10 protein-coding genes are annotated in these 14,238 nt (G+C 47.0%); 9 read left to right on the plus strand and 1 reads right to left on the minus strand.

Going from position 1 to position 14,238, the window contains the following annotated elements; all coding sequences use genetic code 11:
- The first annotated feature begins 16 nt into the window (after positions 1 to 16).
- From ACFS25_RS17175 to ACFS25_RS17185, 3 genes are all read left to right on the plus strand, one after another.
- Positions 17 to 877, plus strand: a complete 861-nt coding sequence (locus tag ACFS25_RS17175) for a DUF2306 domain-containing protein (RefSeq protein WP_381503533.1) — start codon at positions 17 to 19, stop codon at positions 875 to 877.
- A 107-nt stretch (positions 878 to 984) separates the two neighbouring features.
- Entirely contained in the window at positions 985 to 1,893 is a 909-nt protein-coding gene (locus ACFS25_RS17180) for a S66 peptidase family protein (RefSeq protein ID WP_381503535.1), read from the plus strand.
- 12 nt (positions 1,894 to 1,905) lie between these two features.
- Positions 1,906 to 2,703: an SDR family oxidoreductase gene (locus tag ACFS25_RS17185; protein WP_381503537.1), complete on the plus strand. Its 798-nt coding sequence runs from the start codon at positions 1,906 to 1,908 to the stop codon at positions 2,701 to 2,703.
- A gap of 77 nt (positions 2,704 to 2,780) precedes the next feature.
- On the opposite strand, the gene ACFS25_RS17190 is transcribed toward ACFS25_RS17185, so the two are convergent.
- Positions 2,781 to 4,139 (minus strand): amidohydrolase, encoded by a 1,359-nt coding sequence (locus tag ACFS25_RS17190; protein ID WP_381503539.1) that lies wholly within the window; start codon positions 4,137 to 4,139, stop codon positions 2,781 to 2,783.
- 173 nt (positions 4,140 to 4,312) lie between these two features.
- Between ACFS25_RS17190 and ACFS25_RS17195 the strand changes: the two genes are divergently transcribed.
- The 6 genes from ACFS25_RS17195 to ACFS25_RS17220 all read left to right on the plus strand — a co-directional run bounded on the left by ACFS25_RS17195 (position 4,313) and on the right by ACFS25_RS17220 (position 13,988).
- Positions 4,313 to 4,672: a carboxypeptidase-like regulatory domain-containing protein gene (locus ACFS25_RS17195; protein WP_381503541.1), complete on the plus strand. Its 360-nt coding sequence runs from the start codon at positions 4,313 to 4,315 to the stop codon at positions 4,670 to 4,672.
- A 716-nt stretch (positions 4,673 to 5,388) separates the two neighbouring features.
- Positions 5,389 to 8,550, plus strand: coding sequence for a SusC/RagA family TonB-linked outer membrane protein (locus ACFS25_RS17200; protein ID WP_381503544.1), 3,162 nt, complete (start codon positions 5,389 to 5,391; stop codon positions 8,548 to 8,550).
- 27 nt (positions 8,551 to 8,577) lie between these two features.
- Positions 8,578 to 10,041 (plus strand): SusD/RagB family nutrient-binding outer membrane lipoprotein, encoded by a 1,464-nt coding sequence (locus ACFS25_RS17205; protein ID WP_381503546.1) that lies wholly within the window; start codon positions 8,578 to 8,580, stop codon positions 10,039 to 10,041.
- A gap of 31 nt (positions 10,042 to 10,072) precedes the next feature.
- Positions 10,073 to 10,588 (plus strand): hypothetical protein, encoded by a 516-nt coding sequence (locus ACFS25_RS17210; RefSeq protein WP_381503547.1) that lies wholly within the window; start codon positions 10,073 to 10,075, stop codon positions 10,586 to 10,588.
- Positions 10,589 to 10,898: 310 nt separating this feature from the next.
- Positions 10,899 to 12,275, plus strand: a complete 1,377-nt coding sequence (locus ACFS25_RS17215) for a TldD/PmbA family protein (protein WP_381503548.1) — start codon at positions 10,899 to 10,901, stop codon at positions 12,273 to 12,275.
- Positions 12,276 to 12,344: 69 nt separating this feature from the next.
- Positions 12,345 to 13,988 carry a TldD/PmbA family protein gene (locus tag ACFS25_RS17220; protein ID WP_381503549.1) on the plus strand — a complete coding sequence of 548 codons (1,644 nt, stop codon included), beginning with the start codon at positions 12,345 to 12,347 and terminating at the stop codon, positions 13,986 to 13,988.
- Positions 13,989 to 14,238 lie beyond the last annotated feature (250 nt).

Raw genomic sequence — 14,238 nt, forward strand, 5'->3', positions numbered from 1 at the left:
ATAAAAAGTAAAGTGTATGGCAAAGGTTATACCTGATACTATCTCCCAACCTGCCAGCCATCAATTACTGAACAAATTGAGTGTAAATGCCTTGCGCTGGTCAAGCATTTTACTTGTGGCTACAGTTTGGGCCAGCGCTGCCCTGTTCGGTTTATACATTCTGGCATTCTATGCCTCCGCCCTTTATGAGGACAAAATGGACCGATGGAACAACCTATTACCGGGCTTACACGAGCAAGGTGCGACTACTGCCACTACCGGAATTGGCTTCCATTTTGCGGCAGGGGGCATCATTCTTATCCTGGGAAGCATCCAGTTAATTGACTCTGTTAGAGCTCGTTTTCCCGCATTGCACCGTTGGATTGGACGCTTATACGTGATCTCGTGCCTGCTTGCCGCCGTTGGCGGGTTAGCGTTCATCGCCGTTACAGGAACTATTGGTGGTTTAGTGATGGACATCGGATTTTCCCTCTACGGCATCTTAATGTTCATCTCGGCAATAGCAACGTATCGGTACGCGGTAGCGGGCAATATGGACAGGCATCGTACATGGGCGCTGCGCTTGTACGCGCTGGCTATCGGTTCCTGGCTGTACCGAATGGACTATGGCTTCTGGCTGCTTTTAACGAACGGCCTTGGCCATACCCGTACGTTTAGTGGCCCGTTTGATATGGTGATGGCGTTCTTTTTCTATATCCCCAATCTGTTAGTAGTCGAAGCGTTTGTTAGAGCACGGAATTATAAAAGTTCTCCTGCACTCAGGCTGTCGGCCTCCTTTGTACTTCTCTTCGCAACCGGATTCTTATTGTTAGGTAGCTATTATTTCACGCTGTATTATTGGGGTCCCGCAATTTTGAGTTGGCTGTCTCCCGCTTAACCAATATTAGCGAGCAAGAGGATGAGGGTGCGCGCATTTCTGACAAGCGTACTTACATGTCAACCATTGGGACAATACCTACCACAATCTGATAACTACTTAACTGAATGCTTCCACCTTTTCTATCTCCCGGCGACACAGTCGGTGTGGTGGCTCCGGCCAGTCGATTTCCGTACAACGAGCTAGCCGATGGGCTGCGGATTCTGCGCGACGATTGGCAGCTCAATGTTATCGAAGGAAATAGTTTACACGCCATCGACGGCCCATTTGCCGGTTCTGATGACCTCCGCCGAGCCGATATCCAACGTTTCTTCGATGACCCGACTGTGCGGGCGGTGTTCGCGGCCCGTGGTGGTTATGGCTGTTATCGCATTGCCGACGGGCTGGATTTGTCGGGGTTACAGGCAAATCCAAAATGGCTCGTAGGTTTCAGCGATGTAACAGTACTCCTGAGTTTACTGCACAATCATGGTCTGGTGAGTCTTCATGGCCTTATGCCCCGGCAATTTGGCGATCCCAACCGGGCCGAGTCGCTGGAGTCAGTGCGGCAGTGGCTGTTTGGTGAACTCCCTACGCACTATGCTGTACCAGAACACGCTCTCAACCGACAAGGAAAAGCCACTGGACCACTTGTAGGGGGCAACCTGACCTTACTCATCAACTCAATCGGCACGCCAACCGATATGGACTTTAGCGGCAAAATTCTCTTCATCGAAGATGTTGACGAAACTCTTTTCTCTCTCGACCGCATGATGACCCAACTTCGCCGAGCCGGACGATTGGCCGAGCTAGCGGGTTTAGTAGTAGGGCAGTTTACGGATATGCGGGCGAACCTGTCACTGCCGTTCGGCAAAGATTCATACGAGATTATTACCGATGCCGTTTCTGATTACGCCTATCCCGTATTAGTCAATTTTCCGGCTGGGCACGTTGATTATAATCTGGCTTTGCCAATTGGGAAAGTGGTGGAATTAGTGGTGCAGCAGAAAACAGGCCGACTTAATTTTCATCCCTAACGCCCGGTCAATATGCCTCTTTCCGATTCTGTTATCTGGATTACCGGGGCCTCGTCGGGTATCGGCGAAGCCATTGCCCTTGAATTGGGACGAACAAAGAAGATTAAACTAGTGCTATCGGCCCGGCGTGAAAATGAACTGCATCGGGTAGCTGCGCAAACAGGGCTACCTGCTTCTGACGTGATGGTGCTGCCAATGGACATGAGCGATACCGAAAGCTTGCCCGCTCATGTCGAAGCCGTACGCCAGCGCTTTGGCCGGATCGATTACGTTTTTCAGAATGCGGGTATTACTCAGCGGAGTAGCGTTGTAGAGACCGATTTTTCGGTTTACAAGCGTCTGATGGATGTAAATTTTTTTGGTGTCGTAGCCCTCACCCAAGCCGTGTTATCTCTCATGCTAGCACAGGGCAGCGGGCATTTTGTCATCACAAGCAGCGTAGCGGGTAAATTAGGCACCAAACAGCGTTCGGGCTATAGCGCCAGTAAGCACGCGCTGCACGGCTTTTTCGACTCGCTCCGGGCCGAAACGTACAACGTTGGTCTACGCGTGACCCTTGTTTGCCCAGGCTATATTCGTACAGCTATTTCTACGAACGCTCTGGGTGCTCACGGCCAGATTCATGGCAAAATGGATACGAATCAGGAAAAGGGTATGGCCGCTGATGAGTTTGCCCGGCGACTTTTGCGAGCGGTTTCTCAGGAAAAAGAGGAGGTCTATATTGGTGGTACTGAAATCTACGGTATTTACCTCAAACGGTTTCTGCCGGGATTACTGTCCCGAGTCTTACGAGACCGGGAAGGAGCGTAACGGGTAATCACAAGAAATCAGGGGGTTAAATAGAGAATGTTCTCTATTTAACCCCCTGATTTCTCTGCCGTTAAATCTTATTTCCCACTCGCATTCGTACTGAGTTCTTTAATGGCAACGCCCTTACTGGCAAGCTCCATGTAGTCAGTAGTAAGGTGGCAAAGCGATTTGATACCAAGCACAAAACCACCTTCGTCAATTTGGAAATCAGGTGTGTGGTGTGGAGCGGCATCTTCTACTTTTTTACCCTTTGTCATACCGCCCAGGAAGAAAAAGAAACCCGGTACTTTTTGCTGGTAGAACGAAAAGTCTTCGGCTCCTGTCACGGCAGGTGTGAGTTTGAGGTTGTTCTTACCAGCCACGGCTTCGAGCGTTGGCGCCATCTGGTCCGTTAGTTTAGGATCGTTGTATGTCACCGGACAGCCAACAGTAATTGTCACATCTGCTTTGGCTCCCGCGCTTTCGGCAATGTTAGTCGCGATTTCGTTGATACGTCGGTGCACAAGTTGTTGCGCTTGTGGACTAAACGTACGGATTGTTCCAATCATATCAGTTTCTTCTGGAATTATATTGTGCCGAATACCACCGTGCAAGGCTCCAACGGATACAACAGCCGCGTCGTCGGTCAGGGTAATATTACGGCTAACGATTGTTTGCAGTCCCATTACCACCTGCGCTGATGTTACAATCGGGTCTACACCTGACCACGGAGATGCGCCATGCGTTTGTTTACCTTTAATCTTGATAGCGTATGAATCTACAGCCGCCATTGTCGCACCAGGCCGATATTTGATGGTACCAACTTCGGTTTGCGAGTTAATGTGCAGGCCAAAAATGGCGTCTACTTTAGGATTCTCCAGTACACCTTCTTTTATCATTAAAGCGGCACCACCTTCTTCACCGGCAGGAGCACCTTCTTCAGCTGGTTGGAAAATGAACTTGACCGTACCGCGCAGGTCGTTCTTAACCGATGCCAGCACTTCTGCCACACCCATCAATATGGCTACGTGTGTATCGTGTCCGCAAGCGTGCATGATGCCCGTTTGTTGACCGTTATATTCTGTTTTGGCCTCTGATTTGAAAGGAATATCAACGCGTTCGGTAACAGGCAACCCGTCCATATCAGCTCTCAAGGCGACAACAGGACCGGGTCTACCTCCTTTAAGCAAACCAACAACACCCGTTTTACCAACACCCGTTTTAACCTCAAATCCGAGTGACTGCAAATGGGCGGCAATCTTGGATGCCGTTTGAAATTCACGGTTACCTAATTCCGGATGCTGATGAAAATCCCGACGCCAGGTAACCACCTTTTTTTCAATACTTTCTGCTGTTTTATCCATTCGGGCATTAAGCGTTGCTGTTTGTCCAAAGGCCGTTTGAACAGCAAGGCCGCCAATTAGTAATACACGCCTACAAAGTTGATAATTACTCATAGAATTATACAATTTTTCATGTTTAAATATAGTATTATAGGCAATTTACGTTTTAATTTTCTTTATCGATAATATACACTTTCTCCATAGAATCTATTGACTTAAATATCTTATCCATTAATTTCGTTGCTTCAAATTTATTAATTCAAAATTATATCATCAACTGAACGACAATGAAAAAAACTTTAACAGGAAGCTTTTTCTTATTAGTATTATCCTACTTGCCTTTGCAGGCGCAGGATCATACTGTAACAGGGCACGTAACGGCTAGCAAGGATGGAAGTGCTCTTCCGGGTGTTACAATCACGGTAAAGAAATCTCAGAATGGAACAACAACCGACGCTCAGGGAAATTACCGCTTAGCCGTTCCGGGCAATCCCACACTGGTTTTTTCGGCGATTGGCTTTGCCTCCCAAGAGATCGTGCTGGGATCTCGCGCTGTAGTAAACGTTGAGTTAATAGCCTCCGTCAAAGTCTCTACACACATATATTCTCAAGACAATTGGCTAGAGAGTCTAAGAATAATTAATTAAACAACGAATGAATCAGCATCAGTTTGAACTAAGATGCATCTAAAACAATAGCCAAACCATTCATTTCATTAATCGTCTTTGTCTTATCGAACCGGAAAATCACGCTGACAAGACAAAAACGATTAATGAGTATTTTCCCGGAATTAGTCAAAAATCTACCAAAACTTCTAGTTTCGATAGATAGAACAGAATAAGTATTATATATTGTCTTAGTAAATTTTTAAGTACTTTTATCTTGATATTTATACATTTTTCAATACATAATTGCTAACGCTGTAAAATTTTAAATCACTTTTGTAGTAAGTAAATATCCCTCTACTGGTTGGCTTTTTATGATTTAAAGTTATGGATCACCCTTTTATCCATATCCACTACTACAGCACTGATATAAAGCATATTAAGTAAGGCTAATAAACGAATAGTTAAGTGTAAATTTTAGAATTCGTCAATTTTATAACCTTTCCACTAGTCTCGCATGGAGTAGCCAGATCGAATTAGAGCCACTATGTCAATCATAGCTATGTTCCCCTTTATCGACTTTTGTACCGAAAACGTAACTATTTTAAAGTATCTACTTTATACTGAAACTCGTATAAGTGTGATTATTGGAATATCACAAAAAACCTTCTACGGAGACGGTAGCAATTAGTGTTTATACATTAACTTTGTATTCCCATTCGTGGGATTTTATTATATGTTTTAACTCTTATTTTCTTATGCGGAAAATTTTATTAGGCAGTTGGCTACTTTCGCTACTATTCTGTTTGCCAGCCTTGGCGCAGGATGTAGCGGTGAGTGGCCGGGTCACTTCATCAGACGACGGCTCTACCCTACCAGGTGTGAGCGTGCAGGTAAAAGGAACAACTCGTGGCGCCATAACCGACGCCAGCGGGAATTACAGTATCAGCGTGCCAGCCAATGCAAGACTAGTATTTAGTTTCATTGGTTTTTCGGGTCAGGAAGTTGCCGTTGGCAACAAAACTACTATCAATGTAGCCCTGGTGGCAGGCGCACAGAGCCTCGACGAAATTGTGGTAACGGCGCAGGGTATCGAGCGCGACAAACGGTCGTTAGGCTATGCAATCCAAGAGGTAAGTGGCAATGCGTTATCGCAGCGGTCAGAACCGAATGTACTGAATGCGTTGCAGGGTAAGGTAGCTGGCGTAAGCATTACGACCGCCAGTGGTGCACCAGGTGCGTCAACTAACATCAACATTCGCGGTATTACATCGTTCACAGGTAACAACCAACCATTGATCGTGGTGGACGGTATTATCTTTAGTAATGACGTCAATAGCACGCAGAATACGTTGTTCGGCTCAACGCCTTCCAATCGTCTGGCTGACATTAACCCCGAAAGTATTGAATCGTTAAACGTTTTGAAAGGTCCTGCGGCTGCCGTATTGTATGGTTCCCGAGCCTCGGCTGGTGCTATCGTCATCACGACCAAGTCGGGACGAAACCAAAACAGCAAAACGGAGGTCACCCTCAATTCGTCGTATAACGTTCAAAATGTTTATGGCTTACCTAAATATCAGAACAGCTATGGACAGGGAACCCTGAATAATTATGTACCCACATCAGGGGTATCCTGGGGACCGGCTTTTTCGGCCTTATCCTCAGTAACTAATGCCCAGGGCAAGGTAGTACCTTATCAGGCTTATCCTAATAATATCCGGGATTTCTACAAACAGGGTAGTATCCTGCAAAACTCAGTTAATATAGCATCGGGCGATCAGAACCGGAACTACATTCTGGCGATTGGTAATACCGTACAAAAGGGGATTATTCCAAACACGAAGTTTAACCGTACTAACATCCAGATCGGTGGTGAGTCCAAACTTCAGAATGGATTGCGTATTAGTGGAACCGGTACGTATGTACAAACGGTGCAGCAGGGTGTTCCCGGTGGCAATGGCGGTAGTGCATTCGGTCAGCTTACGGCAATTCCGCGCAGCTACAACTTACCCGGAGAAGCCTATCAGGACACACTTACAGGCCGGAGTATTTACTTCAACCCAACGGCCAACAATCCGAACTGGAGCCTTTACAATGAAACGCTCAACAGTCAGGTGGACCGGTTTTTCGGAAACTTTCAGTTAGGGTATGATATTACCAAATGGCTGAACGTTTCGTATCGGGTAACGGGTGACACCTATACCGACCGTCGTAAATTTGTGGAGCAAATTGGCTCCGCTCGTGCCCCAACGGGTGAAGTAACACAAGACAATTTTTTCCGGAGCGAAATCAATGGTGACCTGATCATCAATGCCCGGAAAGATAATCTGTTCCTGAATGGATTGAATGCAACCCTGTTGTTAGGCAATAACGTTAACCAGCGGAAAACGCAGGAAGTGTTTCTGGATGGATCAACGCTAACAATTCCGGGCTATACCAACATCAATAACGCATCTGTTTATACGGCCAGCTACGAAACCAGTAGCATCCGGCGGTTAGTTGGTTACTACGGTCAGTTATCCCTAAGTTACAACAACTATTTATTTCTGGAACTCAGCGGCCGTGCTGATCAGTCGTCGACCTTGCCTAAGGCAAACGGCACCTACTTTTACCCAGGTGCATCGGTCAGCTTTGTCCCTACTGATGCCTTCAAGATTAACTCGCCTATATTGACGTATGCGAAAGTCCGCGCCAGTATCGCCAAAGTGGGCCGCGATGCCGATCCATATTTGCTTAATTCGGTATACAATACAGCAAGCCTTGGCAACAACGTAGCTAGTATTAACTTCCCACTTTCGGTAAATGGTGGTAGTGTTCCTGGTTTCGGTATTGGTAACCGGATTGGTAGCAACATCCTGACACCCGAATTTGTGCAATCATACGAGTTTGGTGTAAACGTCGGTTTGTTTAAAAACCGGATTAGTGTTGATGCAACGTACTTTAACTCGCAGAGTACGAATCAGATTTTCAACGTTGCTGTGTCCAATTCAACAGGGTACGATACCCGGACAACCAACGTTGGTTCATTACGGAACAAGGGGCTTGAACTGGTCATAACGGGTACGCCTGTTCGGGTAAATGGCTTCAAATGGGATGTAGCCCTAAACTACACACTGATCCGCAATATGGTCGAATCCATTGCGCCAGGAGTAACATCGGCGGCTATTCCAGGGAATAGTTTTATTGGCAGTACGCCATCAATTAAGGAAGGCTACCCATACGGAGTAATTATTGGTACGGCTAACTCCCGCGTTCAGAGTACTGATCGAACCGCAGCCAACTACGATGCATCAGGGCTATACAATGGCCAATATCTGGTCAATGCCATAACCGGTGCTTTTGCACCCGGCGTGGCCAACTCGGTTATTTCATCTCCACAGGCTAATTACACGGCTGGCTTAACAAACACGTTTTCGTACAAAGGCTTCGCCTTGTCTGTGCTGGTAGATACCCGCCAGGGTGGTCAGATTCTATCTTTTGGTGCAGCGGCTCAACGGTCGAATGGTGCTCTGTATGTGACGGGGATCGACCGCGATCAGCCCCGAATTTTACCCGGTGTAGTTCCAGTAACAGCGGCTGATGGAACGACTTCATACAAGCCAAACAACATTCAGGTTCCGGCGCAGACGTACTGGGCAGGTGTTGGTGGCCTGCAATCGGAAGCAACCGTATTCGATGCAACCGTTTATCGGGTACGCGAAGCATCCCTCAATTACACCTTACCAAAAGGCCTGCTGAACAAGACGCCATTTGGATCAATCTCGATTGGTGTAAGCGGTCGTAACCTGTTCTTCTTCGCGCCAAACTTCATTGGTGATCCCGAACTGAACACGCAGGGGGCTGGTAATATTCAGGGGCTGGACTTACAGGGACCGCCAAACACACGCAACTTCGGTGTTAACCTGCGGGCCACTTTGTAAGCATTCATCAATCACTCCGACTTTCTTATGAAATTTATAGTTCCAAAAAAATACCTGTTCGTACCCATTCTATTAGGGATGGGCGCCTGCACAAAGTTTCTAGACGTTAACCAGACGCCCAACAACCCGCTTTCGGTGCCGCCATCGGTACTGTTACCAGCAGCTGAAGCGGCTTCGGCTTTCGCCAATGGCAATGAACTGAATCGTTTTACTTCGGTAATCGTGCAACAGTTGGCTGGTGCAAACAATGCTCCGTCTACGTTCGATGTTTACCAAACGAATGGTGGAGATTTTGGTAACCAGTGGCGGTTTGAGATTTACGATGCAGCCCTGGTAAACTATCAGCAGATCATCCGGCTTGCAGATGTATCAAACTCTAAAACCTATACAGGAATCGCCAAGATCATGAAGGCGTATACCTTCGCTCTGGCTACGGATGCGTGGGGAGATATTCCTTATTCTCAGGCTCTACAGGGAGAAGCTAATCTTCAGCCCCGTTTAGATAAGCAGGAGGACATCTATAAGGGAAACACGACACTGGGAATCCAGAGTTTGTTTGATCTGGTTCGCGAAGGCGTAAAAGATCTGGATGCTGTTTCGGCAACGAAGCCTACTACAGATGACCTGATCTACGGTGGCGATGTAGCGAAATGGAAGCGCGCGGGCAACACACTGCTGTTGAAGCTTGCTATGCAGATCAGCAATAAAGAGCCCGCTCTGGCAACTAGTGTTATCAACGAAGTGTTGACAGGCAATCTGTACATCAACAATAATTCGTTAGACCTGAATCAGCCTTTCGGCGCGGCTGTAGGTAGCCAGTCCCCAATTTATACCTGGACATACGTTAGTTTATTCAAAGACGATCTTATTTTGAGCACCCGTTACCTTAACCTGCTCAAAAGTTTGAACGATCCGAGATTGCCGATTTTCTTTACGAAACCAGCAGCTGATTACGTAACGATTGACAATGGGTTTCGGGGTACACTACCAGCACCAACCTCTACCTGGTCACGTTACAACGCGTATGTGACAGGAGCAAACGGTGTTGGACCGGTACGGATGATTACCAATTTTCAGCGGGCATTCATTCTAGCAGAAGCCGCTCTGCGGTTAGGTACCCCCGGTGATCCACAGGCGCTGTATAAAGAAGGTATCACTGCGTCGATGACATTGGCAGGCTTAACTGCTGACCAGATTACTGCTTACCTGACAGCGAACCCAACGGTGGCAACCCTATCGGGCACGACCGAGCAGAAGATAGCTCAGATTATTACGCAGAAGTACATTGCTTTCACGGGCAACAACCTGGAAATCTGGAATGACTTGCGCCGTACGGGCTATCCTACGCTATTACCAGCTCAGAATGCGGCCGGTATTGATGGTACGCGTCCTGTTCGGTTAGTGTATATCAATGAGGAGCTGCAGCGGAATCCTAATTTCAAAAACCCAGCTCCTCAATCGAATGTACCCGTTTGGTGGGCTACCAAATAATTCCATTTCAATTCTTTAAATGAACTGACACATGAAGTATATAGCATTTAGATTTCTGCTGCTTTCTTTAGTAGCCTTGGCGGGTTTTTCCTGCAAAGACGACTATAAATACAATGATTTATTTCAGGATAACCGTCCGGCTGTGCCGGTTACGTTTGCTGAAGCAACTACCTATGGTGGGAATCCGTATATATTCAGTTCATTGGCGGCTGGCGGACCTATTACCTTTACGGTAACAATCCCAGCGTCGAGTGGACGTACTATTAAGGAAATCACCAGAATAGTAGGTGGTGCAACGGGTATCAATCCCGGTACGTTAAGCAGTGCAACGGCTACATCTGCTTACAATGCAGCACCAATTGCTGGTACGGGCACTACGGTTGTTTTCACCACGACGATTGCCGCTTTTAAAGCCAAATATCCATCTGTTTCAATTGTTCCGGTGGCGTTACCAAACTTCACCGAACTAGCGTTTCTATTTCTAGTGACCCTGGACGATAACACGCAGATTGTCACAGAGCAGGTACGGGTACGGGTGGTAGCGTAATTAATCACTTTTGTTAATGGGAAAGCCCTTCGAGTATTCGAAGGGCTTTCCTATTTTTGATAGTTTCAGAGCGTGAGGTAAGCCAAAATTACCCAAAAGGCAGAGCTTATAGGATGCAACTTGAATAGGCACTAAAAAGGTGTTTATCAGCTTGCTACTATCGGCTTTCGGATTAATTTTACAAATGACATGATGGGAATTGGCCAAATAGGACATACCCTATAGAAGATTGTAACGTACCAATGAAAGACAGTCATGTCATCATCGTTCCCGCTAGTTAAGCTTATACCCTTTTCGCCCAGCAAATTCAATGTCTATTTTATCCAGGGAAGAATCAAAGAAACTAATCGACAGGGTGTTGTCTTTTTCGAAAGCAGATGAAATAAGTGTTAGTCTAAATGGAGACAAGAGCGGTAACATTCGCTATGCGCGAAATTCGGTAAGTACCAGCGGCCAATCCGCTAATCTATCACTGGCGGTGACGTCCGTATTTGGAAAACGTTCGGGTACAACAACCATTAACGTGTTCGATGATCAATCCCTGGAAAAAACGATACGAAGGTCTGAAGAGGTAGCTCGTTTAGCTCCCGAAAATCCGGAGTACGTTCCATTGTTAGGCCCGCAGAATTATCTGGAAACCCAGACGTTCGTTGAAGCAACAGCGGCTATTGACCCCGCCTATCGTGCTAAACTAGCCTTGGACAGTATTGATATTTGCAAAAAGAATTCAGTTAGTGCAGCAGGTTTTCTTGAAAACTCGACTGGCTTTTCAGCTATCGGGAATAGCAAAGGACTTTACGGGTATAACAAAGCAACATCAATCGATTTTTCGGTAACGGTCAGAACCTTCGATGGGACTGGCTCGGGCTATGCGGTTCGAGACTACAATGATGTTTCCAAGCTCAACAGCGGTTCGCTTACGCAGGTCGCCGTCCAAAAAGCATTAGCCTCCTCCAAGGGGCAGGCGCTGGAACCCGGTAAGTATACGGTTATTCTGGAACCAACGGCCAGCGAGGAACTGATTCGCAATATGATGTCGAATATGGACGCGCGCAGTGCCGAGGAAGGGCGTAGTTTTTTAGGTAAAAAAGGAGGAGGAACTCGGCTGGGCGAAAAATTACTGGACGAGCGTATCACCATTTACTCGGACCCCATGAATACTGATATTCCCGGAACTCCATTTGTTGCGGGAGGTAGTCGCCCTGGTTATGGCGATTTACTGGGCGGTGGCGGAGGGGGTAGTAGTACGGACGGACGCCCCCAGGAAAAGGTGGTATGGGTTGATAAAGGCGTGGTTAAAAACATGTTTTATTCGCGCTACTGGGCCGACAAAAAAGGGGTTAAAGCCATTCCGGCTCCTTCCGGAATCATTATTGAAGGTGGAAACGAATCAATAGCTGATCTTATTAAAAGTACACGAAATGGCATCCTAGTTACCCGATTCTGGTACATTCGGGATGTTGATCGGCAAACACTGCTATATACTGGCCTGACTCGCGACGGTACATTTTACATCGAAAACGGCCAGATCAAGTTTCCCATAAAAAACTTCCGTTTTAACGAAAGTCCGATTGTTATGCTCAATAACATCGAAGCGATGGGCAAACCCATGCGGGCGAACGGCAGCTTGATTCCACCGATGAAAATTCGTGATTTCACCTTTACCAGCTTATCAGATGCGGTATAAACGGCAGTGGAGTCGGTTTGAGAACCGCGCGGGCGGCCCCGCCGATACCACCATCAAAACACTTCTTCAATGAATCGTCGAGATTTTATCCAACTCACCAGCGCGGGAGCTGGCGCATTGATAGTACCTGGCCTGACTACCGGCGGAAGATTCATTGCAGCCGAAGCACTTCTGGATCCTGGTCTTGATGTCGCCATCAAAAAACGGCTGGCAGATGCGGGTCTGAGTGCAGCGAAAGCGAGAGGAGCTTCGTACGCAGATGTTCGCATTGGTCGGTACCTCAACCAATTCGTTACTACCCGTGAAGACAAGGTTCAGAGTATTATTAATCTGGAATCGTTTGGCGTAGGTGTTCGGGTACTCGTAAACGGTTGCTGGGGATTTGCTTCTCTGGGAGATGCCAGTACCGAAGCGCAGGTAGCTGAAACGGCTGAAATCGCGGTGGCAATCGCAAAAGCAAACATCGCCTTATTGGCCGAGCCGGTGCAACTGGCTCCTCAGAAAGGATTTGGAGAAGTAAGTTACAAGACCCCGTTTACTAAAAACCTGTTTGAGGTTCCCATCAAGGAAAAAGTCGATTTATTACTGTCAGTTAACGGCGCTGCGATGACCAATGGCGCCAATTTCGTTAACTCGGTGCTGTTCATGGTCAACGAGCAGAAGTACTTTGCCTCAACCGACGGTTCGTACATCGATCAGGATGTTCACCGAATCTGGCCTACGTTTACCGTAACGGGAATCGACCGGGCAACGGGACAGTTTCAGACACGCAACTCACTGGGCACGGCCAAGGCAATGGGGTATGAATACCTCCAAACGGCTCCGCCTGATCGCATTACCGGACGGCCAACTACCTTATTTAATAATTATTATGACATGCTGGACGATGCCACCCTGGCGGCTAGGCAAGTCAAGGAAAAAGTCAAGGCTAAATCGGTAGAAGCAGGCAAATACGATCTGGTACTAGACCCGTCGCATCTTCGACTAACAATTCATGAATCGGTAGGGCATGCGACGGAGCTGGATCGCGTGTTAGGCTACGAAGCCAATCTGGCCGGTACGTCTTTCGCTACCCTCGACAAATGGAAATCCAAAACCTTTAACTACGGTAGCAAGCAAGTCAATGTTTTTGCCGATAAAATTCAACCTGGTTCGATGGGTGCCGTTGGCTGGGATGACGAAGGCGTAAAAACCAAAAAATGGGATCTGATTAAAGATGGTATTCTGGTCAATTACCAGGCCATTCGTGATCAGGTGCACATGCTGGGCGAAACAGAATCGAACGGCTGTTGTTACGCCGACAGTTGGAACGCTGTTCAATTTCAGCGGATGGCCAACGTATCACTGGCACCTGGACCTGACCAACTATCTGTGGACGAATTGATTAAGGATGTCAAAAAAGGAATTTATATCATTGGATACGGGTCTTATTCGATTGATCAGCAGCGGTATAATTTCCAGTTTGGCGGCCAGTTGTTCTACGAAATCAAAGACGGGCAACTAGCCGGTATGCTCAAAGACGTTGCTTACCAATCGAACACGCAGGAGTTTTGGAATGCCTGCGTGAAGGTCAGCGACAAACGCGATTACCGGGTTGAAGGATCGTTTTTCGATGGAAAAGGGCAACCTGCTCAGCTTAGCTGCGTTTCTCATGGCAGTGCTACAGCTCGCTTTAACGGCGTTAATGTGATCAATACAGCCCGCAAAGTATAGAATAATTGAAGGTAGAAATGCTCCTGCAAACACTAGACACAGTGTTTGCAGGAGCATTTCTACATCGTTACAGATTTACTTTACTTTTACAATCCAGTGGTATCCAGCCAGTGATTTATACTTGAATAGTACCCAAGAGGCTGGTAGAGCTTGTGGTCCACAGCTTGAATTACTTACTGGAAGATATACCTTTTTCGCAGGCTAATGTCGACTACAGCTAACTAATGCTCGTATTTCCCATCAATAAAAC

Origin of the sequence: Spirosoma flavum (assembly GCF_042686045.1) — a bacterium.
Lineage (GTDB): Bacteria > Bacteroidota > Bacteroidia > Cytophagales > Spirosomataceae > Spirosoma > Spirosoma flavum.